This window comes from Pseudoalteromonas shioyasakiensis, from assembly GCF_022398475.1.
Lineage (GTDB): Bacteria > Pseudomonadota > Gammaproteobacteria > Enterobacterales > Alteromonadaceae > Pseudoalteromonas.
The window spans coordinates 11,881-28,323 of sequence record NZ_JAKEVM010000047.1 but is presented as its reverse complement, the minus strand read 5'-3'; the positions used below and the strand labels follow the sequence as shown (position 1 = coordinate 28,323).

Below are 16,443 nucleotides of genomic sequence, written 5' to 3'. Positions count from 1 at the left end.
ATATATACTAGCAGTCTCCGATTCTAATTGGGAGTCCATTTAGGGAAAATATAAGTGATTTTATTAAAGCGAACTTTACAATTTATTATCATCTGCTCATTTTTAGGACTAATCACTTTAGTTGGTCTATACTATTACGTTAAACCTGATATTCCTAGCGTACAGGTTCTAAAAGACGTTCAATTACAGACACCTATGCAGGTATTCTCACGTGATGGATTATTGATTAACCAATTCGGTGAAAAACGCCGCATTCCCGTTACAATAGACCAAATCCCCCAACCGTTAATCGATGCAATTTTAGCAACAGAAGATAACCGTTTTTACGAGCATATTGGTATCGATCCAATTGGTATCGTCCGTTCAGCCATTGTACTCATATCTACAGGCGAAAAGAAACAAGGCGCAAGTACTATAACCATGCAGCTTGCCCGTAACTTCTTCTTAACTAGAGAAAAAGCATACATTCGTAAGGTCAAAGAGATCTTCATCGCTTTACATATTGAAAGTATATTAAGTAAAGACGAAATCCTTGAATTATATTTAAATAAAATTGAATTAGGTAACCGCGCTTTTGGTATTGGTGCAGCAGCACAAGTTTACTACGGCAAAGACCTCAATGAGCTTACTTTAGCGCAAATGGCGATGATCGCTGGTTTACCTAAGGCTCCTTCAGCCCTTAACCCTATTCGCAACCCTGTACGCGCAAAGGCTCGTCGCAACGTTGTACTAGGCCGTATGTATACCGAAAAGTATATTACACAGAGTGAATACGAAGAGGCTATCAATGCGCCAATTACAGCTAAATTCCATGGTGCAGAAATTGAAGTGTACGCCCCTTATATCTCTGAGATGGTGCGTGCTGAAATGGTTGAACGCTATGGTCATGAGCGTGCTTACAATACTGGTTTTAAAGTTTACACCAGTGTTGATTCAAATATTCAGCAAGCTGCACAAGATGCCATTGTTGATAATCTACACGCTTACGACATGCGTCATGGCTACCGTGGTGCGACGGCTCAGTTATGGGACAGTGAAAACGAAAGTCCACTTAGCCAAGAAGAGATCTTATCTAAATTAAAAGATGTCAAAGAGTTTGGCCCACTATTAGCTGGTGTTGTAACTAATGTCGCTGAGCAATCAATTGATGTGCTATTAAAAAGCGGCGAACAAGTGACGGTTGAGTGGGATGGTCTAAAATGGGCACGCAAATATATTACCCGTTACCGTCAAAGTTTCGCACCAAAAACGGCTACTGAAATTTTATCAGCGGGAGCGCAAATTTGGCTGCGTAAAAATGCAGATGAAAGCTACATCCTTAGCCAAGTACCAGAAGCATCGAGCGCACTTGTTTCACTTGACCCACAAGATGGTCGTATTAAAGCCATTGTCGGTGGTTATAGCTTTGAACAAAGCCAATACAATCGCGCAGTTCAAGCAAAACGCCAGGTTGGTTCAAACATCAAGCCATTTATTTATTCAGCAGCACTTGAAAACGGCTACACACTCGCTTCAATTCTTAACGATGCACCAATTAATCAATGGGATAAAAGCCAAGGTGTAGCATGGCGCCCTAAGAATAGCCCGGCGGTTTATAATGGCCCTATCCGAATACGCCGTGCACTCGCTCAATCTAAAAACGTAATTTCTGTACGTTTACTACGTGGTGTAGGTCTTGAACGTACAGCAGATCACTTACTTAAGTTTGGTTTTTTAAATAGTGATATTAATCGTAGCGAGTCATTGGCCCTGGGAAGTGCCTCAATCACTCCTCTTGAACTAGCTCGCGGAATGAGTACTTTCGCCAATGGCGGCCACTTAATTACCCCTTACTTTATTTCTGAAATTCAGGATTCTGCTGGTAATGTGTTATTCAAAACAGAGCCAGAACTTGCCTGTGATGAACCTGAGCAGGTTGTTACACCAGAGTTTGCATCATTAGATGATAATCAATTGGATCAGGCACAAGGTGTGAGCACTCCGCGTTGTGCTCCGCGTATCATTTCAAAGCAAAATGCATTCTTAATTTCGCAAGCTATGCACAGCGCAATTTGGGGTGGTGGTAGCTGGACTCACAAAACCGGCTGGAGTGGTACAGGCTGGCGTGCACAAGCACTTGATCGTCGCGATCTAGCAGGTAAAACAGGTACTACTAATGACTCGGTTGATACTTGGTTCAGTGGCTTTAACCGCAATGTGATGACCTCGGTATGGGTTGGTTTTGATAACCCAGGAAAAGCCCTTGGCCGCTCGACCTACAATAGTAACCTCGATAAGTCACAAATCTCTGGTGCGGAATCGGGCGCTAAAACCGCACAACCTGCATGGGTCGACTTTATGCGTGCTGCCCTCGATGGCATGCCAGAAGCACCTATTGAGTTTCCTGAAGGTTTGGTATCGGTTCGTATCGACTTAGCAACAGGTCTTTTAAGCCATAAGAATGACTACACCAGCCGTTTTGAGTACTTCATTAAAGGCACAGCACCAACAAAGTACGTACTTGATCAACCAACAGACGTATTTGAAGAAAAGCTCAGCACAGAGGAAGAGTTGTTCTAAATAAGTGAATTACTATTTTGAAACAATAAAAAAGCGCCCTTGGGGCGCTTTTTGCTTAGCTATTTAAACTAAGATCAGCAAAATTATTTTAGGTTATTTACCAGCCAATATAGGTCTGAGTGAACCCCAGCCGCAGTGACTTCTTTACCCGCTCCAGGGCCTTGGATCACTAATGCATTGTCTGTATACCACTGTGAATTGATCACAAAGATGTTATCGCCCGGTTTGAGGCTTGCTAATACATCATCTTTGCCAACATTAACTAAACCAACTTGCGCCTGAACCTTGCCATCAACGAGTGTGATAGCACCGGTGTAGCGCACCACTTTGTCTTCTGCCGCAGCTTGCGCTGCTTTTTCTGTCATAAATTCATCGAGCAGCTGTTTGTTTGCAAGAAAATCTTGCCAGCTTCCTGCTGCAAGCTGTTCAGGCATCAGAGGTGTTAAAGCAATGTCATCTAGCTCTAAATCTAGGCCTAAGTCACGCGCTAAAATTAGTAGTTTACGCTGCATATCTCGGCCAGATAAGTCTTCACGAGGATCTGGCTCTGTATAGCCCATTTGCTGAGCTTGAAGCACTAAATCTGAAAACGGCACGCTACCATCGTAACTGCTACATAACCACGATAAAGTACCCGAGAATACCCCTTCAATACGGTTAATACTGTCACCGCTATTTTGTAAATCAGCTAAAGCAAAGTTAATCGGTAAACCTGCGCCTACACTGGTGTTGTAGCGCCATAGTAGATTTCGCTCAGCTAAATTAGTACGTAAGTTTTGATACCAACTATGCGCGGCAGTACCCGCATATTTGTTTGCACTGATCAAATGACAGTTAAGCTCTACAAAATCAGGATATAACTGACTAAAAGCCTCACTGGCAGTGATATCAATCACTACTTTGTGCTCATAATCTAGCTCATTGATACGTGCTAATAACTCAGCTTTATCGTAGCTTTGCGCTTCATTATGCCACTGCTCTTGCCATGTTTCGGTATTTAAACCACTGGCACTAAAAAGCATTTGTTTAGAGCGTAAAAGAGCTACAACTTTTACCTTGTACTGAGCAGATAAACGAGCAAACTGAGCTTGTAGTTGCGATAAGAATACTTCGCCTACATTACCAAGGCCAGCAACAATAATAGCCAGCTCTTGACCTTTGTTTACAAGCTTGTCATGTAGAAGGGTTAAAACATCACTATCAATTGCCTGATCGTTTAAGATCAACACATAGTTATAGTCTTGTTGTACAAAACGCGGATGAATGCTTTGCTCTTTTAAAAGTGCTGTCGCTTGCTCTGTCAGCGCAATTACATCAGCCGTCGGTGCAACCACTGCACAACCACTTAAATTAGACTCGACAATATTTGCACGGCCCGCTAAGTGGCTTACAACTTGGTGAGTGCTTTGACCTGGCACTAATAAGTAAGTATCGCCATCTTTAGTAAAGTGGTGCAGGCTGTGTTGAATTAACTGACTAAGTTCACCGACTTCACCACTGCTTAGTTTATCAACCCTTAATAAATCGATGTTATCTAAGGTAGTAATAAAACGCTTTGCTTTACTGTAACCTTCTTTTACTACTTCGGTTGGCGTTGCATCACAATCAAAACTACTTCTTACCACCAATTTAATTTCTGTGTCTTTTAACGGCGACAAGGTTTTTGCATGCAATACTGGGTTACCTAAACGCGCTAATAAGTTAGCTTGCTCGCGGCACACCTTGGCATACTTAACTGCATTTTTAACTTTACGAGGGTCAGTACTAAATACACCTTGTGTGTCTGTCCAGATAGACACTTGCTTAGCAAAAGTATAACTCGCTAACAAGGTGGCACTGTAATCACTGCCATTACGGCCTAATGTCACCGTATTACCTTGGCAATCTGCTGCTATAAAACCCGTTACTACGTTGATATGTTTTCTGCTAATCGCATCACTGCATTGCTGTTGGTTTTTTTGATGTAAAAGCTGACCATCATTTAGAGTAAATAACTGCCTTGCATCAACATCTTGCGCATCAACACCTAACTGATTTAGGTAAGCGGCCAATAACCGCGCCGACCACACTTCACCATGAGCAAGTAAAGGTGCTTCAAGTAACTGCTGTTGACTAATTAATTCATTTAATACGGCAAGTTCATCTTTTAACTGTGCCAAGGCCTGTTGTTTATTCTGACCTATAAGTAACTGCTCAATTAAAGCCCGTTGATTATTATCAATAAGCAATAGAATATCGCTAACAGCTTGGCTATCTTGCTGCTGGTAACTTTGCCAAAGCTTTACCAGGGTATCAGTTGTTTTACCCGATGCCGACACAACCACGCAATCGCCCTGATCAGTATTCGCAAGAACAATGTTCGCTACCGCATGGTAACGATCTGCCGAGCTTAAGCTTGAGCCACCAAATTTATGAACAATATTTACCATTTCTTCTACCACAATGCCGTATGTGCTGGCGTTAACTTAAATGACGCGTTTTGCTGTGTATCTTGCTGTGTTAGCTTAGCTTCAGCTTTTGTAACTTGTTGGCCCTGACCTGGTTTTACTAAATTGAAAACACGGTCTAAATCTGCAATGAGATCTTTTACGTCTTCAATGCCTACAGAAATACGGATCAGCGTATCGCCTACACCGGCTTCAAGGCGCGCTTTAGGCTCCATACCTGCGTGGGTCATTGTTGCAGGGTGACAAATCAAGCTTTCTACCCCACCTAGCGACTCAGCAAGGCTAAAGTCTTTTAGGCTTGTTAAAAACGCTGCTGCATCGTTGATATCGCCTTTAATATCAAAGCTCACCATGCCACCAAAGCCACGTTGCTGTGCTTTAGCAAGCTCATGTTGTGGGTGAGAAGCAAGGCCTGGGTAATAAACTTGGCTTACATAAGGTGAGCTTTCTAAATAATCAGCAATGGCAAAGGCATTTTCTTGGTGCTGCTTTAGGCGTACATTTAAAGTACGTAAACCACGAAGCGTTAAGTAGCTGTCAAATGGTGCACCAGTAATACCGATATTATTCGCCCACCAAGCAAGCTCGTCGCCTAGCTCTTGCGTTGCAGCAATTACTGCACCACCCACTACATCAGAGTGACCATTGATGTATTTAGTTGTTGAGTGCACAACAATATCAACACCAAACTCAATTGGGTTTTGTAATGCAGGTGATAAGAAGGTGTTGTCAGCCGCAACCAAAGCACCACACTGCTTAGCAATACTAGTAATTGCTTTAATATCTGTTAAACGCAAGATTGGGTTACTTGGCGTTTCAATCCAAATCAACTTGGGTTTAATCGCTAAAATTTCTTGGAGATTTTCAGTTTTAGTTAAATCCAAAACTTTTAGTTTTAACAGGCCACGTTTTTCAAGCGAGGTGAATAAACGGTAACTACCGCCATAACAGTCATGTGGGATCACTAACGTATCGTCACTGTTTAATAGCTGAGTGGCTAAATGCACTGCAGACATACCTGTTGCAGTTATAATACCTCTAGCACCACCTTCAAGCTCTGCTAAGGTTTCAGCTAAGATATCGCGATTTGGATTACCGCTGCGACCATAGTCATACTGGCGCTTAGTATCAAAATCAGCAAACGAATAGGTGGTTGATAAGTAAATTGGCGGTACAACCGCACCATGATGTTTATCGGCTTCGATGCCGTGACGAACAGCAATCGTCGCTTTATTTTTTTCGCTCATTTCATCACCTATTCTTAAATTGGATGTTTAGACGTCTAAAAGGTTAGATGATCAAATATGAGAAGTCAAAGCATTTATGGCTTATACATAGAAGTTTATACATTTACACCACTAGATGGCTAAATAACTAGTATTTGACTATCTTTTTTAAAGAGATAGAATTTCCGCATCTTGCGCTGTGAATAAGGCGTAAATCACTGACAACCGAGGCAACGAAACAACTTATGGCTAAATGGAACGGTGAATACATTCACCCATATGCAGAACACGGTAAAAAATCAGAACAAGTAAAAAAGATTACCGTATCGATCCCACTCAACGTATTAAAAGTATTAACTGACGAGCGTACACGCCGCCAGATCAATAACCTGCGTCATGCGACGAACAGTGAGTTATTGTGTGAAGCTTTCTTACATGCTTTTACAGGTCAACCATTACCAAATGATGACGACCTACGTAAAGACAACCCTGAAAAGGTACCTGAAGAAGTTAAAAAAATTATGCAAGAAATGGGATTAGATATCCCAGTGCTTGATTCAGAATAAGTATTTCGGCCATCGGATCACCGCCGATAATCGCAGATATAAAAAAACTCAGCCTAGGCTGAGTTTTTTATTGCGCGATATACCTAATAGCTAATTAAGCTTAACGCATGTAATCTTCTGGCATGTCGATTTGCGCCACACCCGACTCTACTGCTGCTTCAGCAACAGCACGTGCAATACGTGGTAATAAACGCGGATCCATAGGCTTAGGAATGATGTACTCGGCACCAAACTCAAGTGACTCAACGCCAGCTGCTTTTAATACTTCACTTGGTACAGGCTCTTTCGCGATACCACGAATTGCGTGAACTGCAGCAATTTTCATTTCATCATTAATTGCCGTTGCACGAACATCTAACGCACCACGGAAAATAAATGGGAAACAAAGCACGTTATTTACTTGGTTAGGGAAATCTGAACGACCCGTTGCCATAATTAAATCGTTACGCGCACTGTGTGCAACTTCTGGAGCAATCTCAGGATCTGGGTTTGAGCATGCAAACACGACTGGCTTATCAGCCATCAGCTTAAGATCATCTGCTGTTAACAGGTTAGGACCTGATACACCAACGAATACGTCAGCATCAGCAATAACATCTTGTAATGTACGCTTATCGGTATTGTTAGCAAATAATTGCTTATACTCGTTTAAGTCATCACGACGTGTATGGATCACACCTTTACGGTCAAGCATATAAATGTGTTCACGTAGTGCGCCACACTTAATTAAAAGCTCCATACAAGCCACAGCAGCAGCACCGGCACCTAAACATACGATGATGGCATCTTCGATGTCTTTACCTTGCACTTCAAGGGCGTTAAGCATACCAGCAGCAGTTACAATAGCTGTACCATGTTGGTCATCGTGGAAAACTGGAATATCACAGCGCTCGATAAGTGCTTTTTCGATTTCAAAACACTCAGGCGCTTTAATATCTTCAAGGTTGATACCACCAAACGTATCAGCGATGTTAGCAACCGTATTAATGAAATCTTCTGTTGTGCGATGTTTAACTTCAATATCAATTGAGTCAAGGCCAGCAAAACGTTTGAATAGTAACGCTTTACCTTCCATTACAGGTTTTGATGCAAGCGGACCTAAGTTACCTAAACCTAAAATTGCGGTACCGTTTGAAATAACCGCAACCATGTTACCTTTGCCTGTATATTTATAGGCATTTGCTGGATCAGCAGCAATTTCACGGACTGGTTCAGCCACACCTGGGCTATAAGCTAAAGCGAGATCGTTAACCGTTTCGGCTGGCTTGGTTAGTTCAACACTAATTTTACCTGGAACGGGGTGAGCGTGGTAATGTAATGCTTGTTCACGAAAATCTGACATAACGCGATAGTATCCTGCAAAAAGTTAAAAAGTGAGAGAGCTTGCATCAGTACGATACCTGTAATGTATAAAAATTCCAAGTATTATCAGGTCTATCCTGTTATATGCTATATCGCTTAATTTTAAAGGATTTCCCAACAATTTCTGCGCATAGTTGCGATTAATCAGACATAAAAATTCACCTATTTATGACCTTTTAAGCACGTGTTTTTGTATTTTATACGCACGTACACTGCAATTAGCCGAAGTTAGCCCAAAATAGCCATTTCAACGAAGTTCACAGCATTTACTCACAAAGTTATTTAAATTTATTATTTTTAATAACTTTTATGAAAGTTTATACAAACAAGAATATAGCCAAGGGGTGGCACTTTGTCTGCAAAATTAGCGACATAATGGGCATAACAGCCAGAAATAGTTATGCAAGATACATAAGTGAAGATGATAAGTAAGTGGCAGCGTTATACCAATTCGCTTAATTAAGTGATCTATTTTGAGGCAATAAAACCTCGTTGATAGCAAGGCAAGAATTTCGTTATTTAGTTGTTTTAAATCAGAAGTTTTCAACGCAGATAGCGACAGGTTTAATCCCTCAAAATGATTAAGTATTATTGCGGATTGGTATCAATAATGTCGTTTGTGAATTTTAGGCATAAAAAAAGCACCCTAAGGTGCTTTTTTTAACTAAACAGCAGAGATTACTTCTTGCTGCTAAGTGCACCGAAGCGCTTGTTGAAACGATCAACACGGCCGCCAGTGTCTAAAATCTTTTGCTTACCAGTGTAAAACGGGTGACACTCAGAACATACGTCTAAGTGGATGTCTTTACAAAGAGTTGAGCTAGTTTCGAATTTGTTACCACATGAACAAGTTGCAGTGATAGCTTCGTACTTAGGGTGAATACCTTCTTTCATAGGGAACCTCTAGTTAAGGCCGTATCGCTCTCCAAACCCGAAGTCTGGCACCATACGCAGTTAATACAATTAATAGGCCGCGTATTTTATAGCTCAAGTGACCTTGCGACAAGCTTTAAATGCATCTTTCGCTAAAAAAATAATCAAATGGCGTGTTGTTCAGTATTTGTTGGTAGGTTTTTAACAGTAATTTTAGTACATTATCTTTCTACCTTTGTTTCAGTTGAGTTGTCATGCACTTTGTAGAAGTTGCCATAAAAGTCCCTTTACAGCGTACCTTCGATTATAAAGTTGAACAGCTGCTGCATAGCCCTGAGTTAAAGCCAGGTATGCGCGTTCGCGTGCCATTTGGTAGTCAAAAAAAGGTTGCCGTGGTCTTGGCTCTTAAAACATCAACCGATGTTCCTGCTGACAAAATAAAGCCGATTATTGATGTTATAGACGACACGCCAGTTTTATCTGAGCAACATTTAGCATTACTAAAATTCACAGCACGCTACTACTGTTACCCATTGGGCGAGACCATTCATACGGCACTTCCGGCTGCATTAAGGCAAGGCGAATGCCCAGATAAAACCAGTATTATTATGGTTGAGCTGACCGATAAAGGTGCAAAGCTGCCGTCGCTGAAAGCAAAAACCCAGTTAAGTTTATTAAAGCAGCTAGCCGAATCGGGCAAATCATCGGTTACAGAATTAAAAGCACTCGGATTTACCAAAAAAACCATCGACAGTCTGCTCGATAAAGAACTGATCACTCAGTTTATTGAACATGATAACCAATGGCAGCAACGCGCGCCTAGTGTTGGTAGCAAGCCGGTGCTTAATAAAGAGCAAGCTGTTGCCTGCACTAGCATTAACCAAGCTAATGGCTTTACAAGCTTTTTGCTTGAAGGGGTTACCGGAAGTGGTAAAACCGAAGTGTATTTGCAATGCCTAGAAGAAGTACTCAAAAAAGGTCAGCAAGCTTTAGTATTAGTGCCTGAAATTGGCTTAACACCCCAAACGGTCAACCGTTTTCGTCGCCGCTTTCCCGATACCCCCATTATGCTTTGGCACTCAGCTCTAACAGATAACGAGCGCTTACAAACTTGGCGTTTCTGTGAAAAAGGCAGCTGCGCTATAGTGATCGGCACACGTTCGAGTATTTTCTTGCCCTTTTTATCTCTTGGCATGATCATCGTTGATGAAGAGCACGACAGCTCGTTTAAGCAACAAGATACACTACGCTATCATGCTAGAGACCTAGCCGCTTATAGAGCATACCAGCATAATATTCCACTCGTTCTAGGTAGTGCCACACCGGCACTTGAGACCTTACATAAAGCAATTAATAACAAATATCAGCTGTTGAGTCTAACTGAACGCGCCCAAACCAGTACTGATAACCAGTTTCAATTAATTGATATGAAAGGCCAGCCTGAGCAAGCAGGGATTGCCCATGCCAGCCTTGCCTACATGCGTCAGCATTTAGAACGTGGCAAGCAAGTGATGGTATTTTTAAACCGTCGAGGTTTTTCGCCTACCCTCATATGCCATGAGTGTGGTTGGCTAAGTGAGTGCTCACGTTGTAGCACCAGTGCAACCTTTCATAAAGCCATTGGCCAGATGATTTGTCACCACTGTGGTGAACAACATCACGTGCCTCACCAATGCCCTGATTGCGGCAGCACGCAGATTTTTCCAAATGGCAAAGGCACTGAACAAATCGAAGAGTTTTTAACACAAACCTTCCCTGACATTCCGATTAGTCGTATCGACCGAGATTCAACTCGTCGTAAAGGCAGCTTAGAAAAAGCCCTTGATGATATTAACCAAGGCGGTGCGCGTATCTTAGTTGGCACGCAAATGTTGGCAAAAGGCCACCATTTTGCCGATGTTAGCCTTGTTTTAATCCTAGATGTCGACAGTGGATTATATTCGTGTGACTTTCGCGCCACAGAGCATTTAGCGCAACTGGTTACGCAAGTGGCAGGCCGTGCTGGTCGCAGTGGAGAACCTGGGCAAGTATTATTACAAACTCACTTTCCTGAGCACCCGCTACTGCAAGACTTAGTTAATAATGGTTATCAAGATTTTGCCCGTTACGCACTCACAGAGCGAGAAGACGCGCAGCTTCCGCCAATCACAAATATGGCTATGGTTCGTGCCGAAGGACATAACATAAATCAAGTGATGGATTTTTTAACTGATTTGGTTCCTGTCCAGAACGTATCTGGTATACAATTGCTCGGTCCGATACCTGCACCACTGGAACGTGTAGCAGGTAAATATCGCTTTCAGTTACATATTCAGGCGCAGGAACGCTCCCACTTACACCAATATTTAGCGCAAATGGTCGACTATATAAGTACCAGTAAATTAGCGCAAAAGGTGCGTTGGAGCTTAGATGTTGATCCTATAGATATGATTTAAAGGCCAATTAAGAGTCATGGCACAACACGATTACATAAATAAAAAACCAGCAAATCGAAATAATAAAAAACAAGCCCCGGCGAAAAAGCCCTTCCCTATTATTCTTGTTTTAATTGCGCTTATCTTAGTAGGCGGGTTTGGTTACGGCCTATGGTATATCAAACATAATGCTGATCCTGAGTTAGTAGAACAGCAAGCAAACCCGACTAAAAAAGAAGAAGTAGTTATTCCACCACCTAAGACACCTGAATTTATCAAAGAGATTAAAGAGCACGAAGTTCAGGTTGAAGTAAAAGAGATTGAACAAAAAGGCCCATATGTAATGCAATGCGGCTCTTTTAGAACATTAGAGCAAGCACAAACATTAAAAGCTAAAATCGCTTTTGCCGGCTTAGTGGCCGAAGTTAAGAAAACACAGGGCAGCAATGGTGTTTGGTATAAAGTGCGCTTAGGCCCATACGAAACCAAACGTTTAGCCGAAAGTGACAAGAATAAACTTAAACGCATCAAAATAATGGGCTGCGGAATTTGGCTTTGGACTTGATTTTAGTTCATTCACCCATATAAACACCTCATCAATCGCTTTTTACGAGCGGCCTTGCCGCTCGATGATGAGGAATAATCATGACCACTATTGTAAGTGTACGCCGCGACGACAAGGTCGTTATTGGTGGCGACGGCCAAGTTTCACTTGGTAACACCGTAATGAAGGGCAACGCCCGCAAAGTTCGACGTCTTTATAATGGCAAAGTAATCGCTGGTTTCGCTGGCGGTACTGCTGATGCCTTCACCCTTTTCGAACGATTTGAAAGCAAACTAGAAATGCACCAAGGCAACTTAACCAAAGCTGCCGTAGAAATGGCCAAAGATTGGCGTAGTGATCGCGCACTTAGAAAGCTCGAAGCACTATTAGCAGTTGCAGACGAAACTGCTTCATTAATTATCACAGGTAACGGTGATGTTGTGCAGCCAGAAAACGACCTAATTGCGATTGGCAGTGGTGGTAACTTCGCGCAATCAGCAGCCACAGCGCTACTAGAAAACACCGACCTAAGTGCACGTGACATTGTAGAGAAAAGCCTTACTATTGCAGGCAACATCTGCGTATTCACGAATAATTTCCAAACTATTGAAGAATTGTAATAGGAACTGCCATGTCTGAGATGACGCCAAGAGAAATCGTTCACGAGCTTGATCAACATATTATTGGCCAAGCTAAAGCTAAAAAAGCAGTTTCAATCGCGCTACGTAACCGCTGGCGCCGTATGCAACTGAGCGATGATTTACGTAGTGAAGTAACACCAAAAAACATTTTAATGATTGGCCCAACAGGTGTGGGTAAAACTGAAATTGCTCGCCGCCTAGCTAAACTTGCTAATGCGCCTTTTATTAAAGTTGAAGCAACAAAGTTCACCGAAGTGGGCTATGTTGGTAAAGAAGTTGAAACGATCATTCGTGATTTAGTTGATATCTCAATTAAAATGACGCGTGAACAGCAAACCAAAAAATTCAAACATCGCGCTGAAGAAGCGGCAGAAGAGCGTATTTTAGATGCTCTTTTACCACCAGCACGCGATACCTTTGGTGAGTCAAAAACAGAAGAGAACTCTTCTACTCGCCAATCTTTCCGTAAAAAATTACGTGAAGGTCAGTTAGACGATAAAGAAATTGATATCGATGTTGCACAAGCTCAACCTAATGTTGAGATCATGGCTCCTCCTGGTATGGAAGAAATGACCAACCAGCTTCAGAGCATGTTCCAAAACATGGGTGGCGATAAGCGCAGCAACCGTAAGCTAAAAATCAAAGAAGCGTTTAAGCTATTAGTTGAAGAAGAAGCAGCAAAACTTGTTAACCCTGAAGAGTTAAAAGAGCAAGCTATCTTTGCAGTAGAGCAAAACGGTATCGTGTTTATCGATGAGATCGATAAAATCTGTAAACGTGGTGAAGCATCTGGCCCAGATGTTAGCCGCGAAGGTGTACAGCGCGACTTACTACCATTAATCGAAGGTTCAACAGTAAGCACTAAACATGGCATGGTTAAAACTGACCACATGTTATTTATCGCATCTGGCGCATTCCAAATGTCTAAACCATCAGACATGATCCCAGAGCTGCAAGGCCGTTTACCAATCCGCGTTGAGCTTGAAGCACTAAGTGCTGATGACTTTAAACGTATCTTAACTGAGCCTCATGCTTCATTAACTGAGCAACAACGTGAGCTGTTAAAAACAGAGCAAGTTGACGTTGAGTTTACTGATGATGCCATTGAACGTATCGCGAAAGCGGCTTGGCAAGTAAATGAGAAAACCGAAAACATCGGTGCCCGTCGCTTGCACACTGTGATGGAAAAACTAATGGAAGAAATTTCATTTGATGCTTCAGAAAAAGCAGGTTCAACACTAACAATTGATGCCAATTACGTTGAGCAGCATTTAGGTGCACTTGTTGAAGATGAAGACTTAAGTCGCTTCATTCTTTAATCAACAAATTAGCGTTATAATTAAAAGCCTCCTGTTGGAGGCTTTTTAGTTTATATAAGGTAAGGCTCACATGAAAGAAGTCACTAAAGTGCATTATCACAGCGTTAGCAAAGTATTAGATGTTCATTTTGATGATCAGACTATTGCTCAATTTAGTGCTGAATTTTTGCGTGTTCACTCACCTTCTGCTGAAGTACAAGGTCATGGCAATGAACCTATGAAACTCGTACTTGGTAAGCAACAGGTAGGAATTAGCAAGATTGAGCCGGTTGGCCATTATGCGATTCGACTGGTGTTTAGCGATAATCATAATAGCGGTTTATTCAGCTGGCACTATTTAAGTGAGCTGCAAGCTAACCATGATGAGCTTTGGCAGCAATACCAAACGAGAGTCTCTGAGCACGAAGCAAGTAAAGACAGCGTGCCTATTAAGTTTGTGCCTTAATACCTATCAAAATGCCTCGATAAAGCACACCCAAACAACAAAAAAGCGCGATGACGAAACCGTCACCGCGCTTTTGTTTTTCAACAGAAATTCATTAAACTTTAAACTTATCGATTGCCTGATAAAGCACACGTGCTTGCTCAGACACCTCTTCGCTGGTTTGCGCATTAGTCGCCGCGTGGCCCGATGCTTCTTGCGCAATATCACGAATACGTACCACGTTTTTATTCACCTCAGAAGCCACTTGGCTTTGCTCATCAATTGCGGTGGCAATGTGAGTACTCATATCCATTATGGTTTGTACATCTTCGGTGATTGAGCGTAGTAACTCACCGGCTTTACTTGCCTGTGCTGCACTTTCGCCACCTTGCGTACGACATTGCTGCATAATGCTCACCACTTCTTGCGTACGCCCTTGTAAGGTCGAAATAATGCTCTCGATCTCTTGCGTTGAATCTTGAGTACGCTGTGCAAGTGAGCGAACTTCATCTGCTACTACCGCAAAGCCACGGCCTTGTTCACCGGCACGCGCCGCTTCAATGGCTGCATTGAGTGCCAGTAAGTTTGTTTGCTCAGCAATGCCACGAATAACATCAAGTACAGAGCCAATGGTTTCAGCGTCTTTTTCTAACTGCGACACCACGCTTGACGCATTACCGAGTGAATCAGATAAGTGGTTTATTTGCACCACAGTAGATTCAACCTCAGAGCGGCCTTGCTGCGCACTTAGGTTAGTCGACTCAGCTTTTTTCGCTGCTGCTTCAGTATTGTGTGAGATATCTTGAATCGTCGCCTGCATTTCGGTGGCAGCTGTGGCAACCATATCAGCTTCGTGCAGCTGCTCTTGCATACCTGAGCTAGTTGCTGCAGTCGTTTCAGATAAATGTTCTGTTGCCACGTTAAGAGTACTTAGCGCTGTATTTACCTCGTAAATCAGCTTTTTAAAATCACTGATCAAGCTATTAAAGTCGATCGTCATTGTGGTGATTTCGTCTTTACCTGATTGAGTAATCGACATACTTAAGTCGTTATTGCGACGAATTTCGTTAATCGTGTGGTACACACGTTCTATAGGCTGAATAATTGAGCGGCTAGTAAAGTAAACTAATAGCATCACTAAAATGCTCGCAATAATAAACACAAGAATGGCAATCAACTGCGCACTAGCAGCACTAGATTCTACAAACTCTTTAGTTTGTGTGGTCAGTTGGCTGACAATTGCATCACTAAGCTCAACACTGCGTTTCATCTCACCGAGTGCCCCTGACTCTAAATCAAGGCCCAAGGTAACTTGTGCATCAACTAAGGCTTTAAATTTACTCTGATAAGTCGCAAGCAAACTAAGCAATTGGTTTTCGTAATTTGCATCGAACCCAGCGTTTTTAACCTCTGATCTAAAGCTAGCAACTAAATCATCAAACTTGCCCATATACTTTAAATCAAAGCGCAGCATAAAGTCTTTTTCTGCACGGCGAAGCTGTAGCATTAAAGCCAGTAATTTATAGTTTTCGCGCTCACTTAATAATGTTTCTACTTGATGCACCGCACCACGTAAATCACCATAAAGTGCATCTTTAGGGTGTAAACCTATTTTCTTTTGTAGTACCACAACTTCATTGAAGTCATCGTAATAAGTTTTCGCAAGACGTCTAAATTCATTTAGCTTAGATGAGTCCATCGACAAATCTTTCACTAACTCGTCTAGTCGCGCCATTTTATTTTTTAGCTGCGAATACTCTTTTTCAAAAAGCTCAAGGCTATCGACATCTTTGTAAAACAAAAAGTTTTTTTCATGTTTACGCATCGCAAGTTCATGAATGTCGAGCTCCTCCGCATTTTGAATTGTTTCGTTGAGCTTTAGCATCATGCGCGACTCAAAGATAATTACACACAGCATCACAATCATTGCAAGACCAACAACGAGCGCGTTTAACTGTAAACGACGCTTAATAGTTAAGTTTTGTAATACATTCATTCAAAGTGCCTTATAGAAACATGCATTTAAAGTATAGCTAAACTATTTAAAGCAGCTAATAAAAAGTGGTTA

General features: G+C 42.0%; 12 protein-coding genes. 7 read left to right on the top strand and 5 right to left on the bottom strand.

The genetic code is table 11. The features are described 5' to 3' along the window. The first annotated feature begins 54 nt into the window (after nt 1–54). Nucleotides 55–2,559, top strand: a complete 2,505-nt coding sequence (locus tag L1D51_RS10325; RefSeq protein WP_239963613.1) for a penicillin-binding protein 1A — start codon at nt 55–57, stop codon at nt 2,557–2,559. 83 nt (nt 2,560–2,642) lie between these two features. Here L1D51_RS10325 and metL read toward each other — a convergent pair whose 3' ends face one another. Next, entirely contained in the window at nt 2,643–4,988 is a 2,346-nt protein-coding gene (gene metL, locus L1D51_RS10320; protein WP_239963612.1) for a bifunctional aspartate kinase/homoserine dehydrogenase II, read from the bottom strand. 5 nt (nt 4,989–4,993) lie between these two features. Then, on the bottom strand, nt 4,994–6,253 hold the full coding sequence (metB, locus tag L1D51_RS10315) for a cystathionine gamma-synthase (RefSeq protein ID WP_054563331.1): 1,260 nt from the start codon (nt 6,251–6,253) through the stop codon (nt 4,994–4,996). A 224-nt stretch (nt 6,254–6,477) separates the two neighbouring features. On the opposite strand from metB, the gene metJ reads away from it, so the two are divergent. Next, entirely contained in the window at nt 6,478–6,798 is a 321-nt protein-coding gene (gene metJ, locus L1D51_RS10310; RefSeq protein ID WP_054563330.1) for a met regulon transcriptional regulator MetJ, read from the top strand. Between the two features lie 100 nt (nt 6,799–6,898). Here the strand turns inward: metJ and L1D51_RS10305 are convergent, their stop codons facing one another. Together L1D51_RS10305 and rpmE are read right to left on the bottom strand one after the other, a co-directional pair. Further along, the gene (locus tag L1D51_RS10305; protein WP_054552813.1) at nt 6,899–8,140 is read right to left on the bottom strand and encodes a malic enzyme-like NAD(P)-binding protein; all 1,242 of its coding nucleotides are present in this window, start codon (nt 8,138–8,140) and stop codon (nt 6,899–6,901) included. A gap of 698 nt (nt 8,141–8,838) precedes the next feature. Continuing rightward, a complete protein-coding gene (rpmE, locus tag L1D51_RS10300) occupies nt 8,839–9,054 on the bottom strand; it encodes a 50S ribosomal protein L31 (RefSeq protein ID WP_036973208.1) in 216 nt (71 codons plus the stop codon). A 233-nt stretch (nt 9,055–9,287) separates the two neighbouring features. Here rpmE and priA point away from each other — a divergent pair, with 233 nt between their 5' ends. From priA to L1D51_RS10275, 5 genes are all read left to right on the top strand, one after another. Continuing rightward, complete coding sequence (gene priA / locus L1D51_RS10295) at nt 9,288–11,468, top strand: primosomal protein N' (protein WP_239963611.1); 2,181 nt, start codon at nt 9,288–9,290, stop codon at nt 11,466–11,468. A 16-nt stretch (nt 11,469–11,484) separates the two neighbouring features. Beyond that, nucleotides 11,485–12,012 (top strand): SPOR domain-containing protein, encoded by a 528-nt coding sequence (locus L1D51_RS10290; protein WP_054563328.1) that lies wholly within the window; start codon nt 11,485–11,487, stop codon nt 12,010–12,012. Nucleotides 12,013–12,092: 80 nt separating this feature from the next. After that, a complete protein-coding gene (hslV, locus tag L1D51_RS10285; RefSeq protein WP_054552816.1) occupies nt 12,093–12,611 on the top strand; it encodes an ATP-dependent protease subunit HslV in 519 nt (172 codons plus the stop codon). Between the two features lie 11 nt (nt 12,612–12,622). Beyond that, nucleotides 12,623–13,951, top strand: a complete 1,329-nt coding sequence (hslU, locus tag L1D51_RS10280) for an ATP-dependent protease ATPase subunit HslU (RefSeq protein ID WP_054563327.1) — start codon at nt 12,623–12,625, stop codon at nt 13,949–13,951. Between the two features lie 70 nt (nt 13,952–14,021). Further along, nucleotides 14,022–14,396: a gamma-butyrobetaine hydroxylase family protein gene (locus L1D51_RS10275; RefSeq protein ID WP_055021375.1), complete on the top strand. Its 375-nt coding sequence runs from the start codon at nt 14,022–14,024 to the stop codon at nt 14,394–14,396. Nucleotides 14,397–14,490: 94 nt separating this feature from the next. Here the strand turns inward: L1D51_RS10275 and L1D51_RS10270 are convergent, their stop codons facing one another. Further along, on the bottom strand, nt 14,491–16,371 hold the full coding sequence (locus L1D51_RS10270) for a methyl-accepting chemotaxis protein (RefSeq protein ID WP_239963610.1): 1,881 nt from the start codon (nt 16,369–16,371) through the stop codon (nt 14,491–14,493). Nucleotides 16,372–16,443 lie beyond the last annotated feature (72 nt).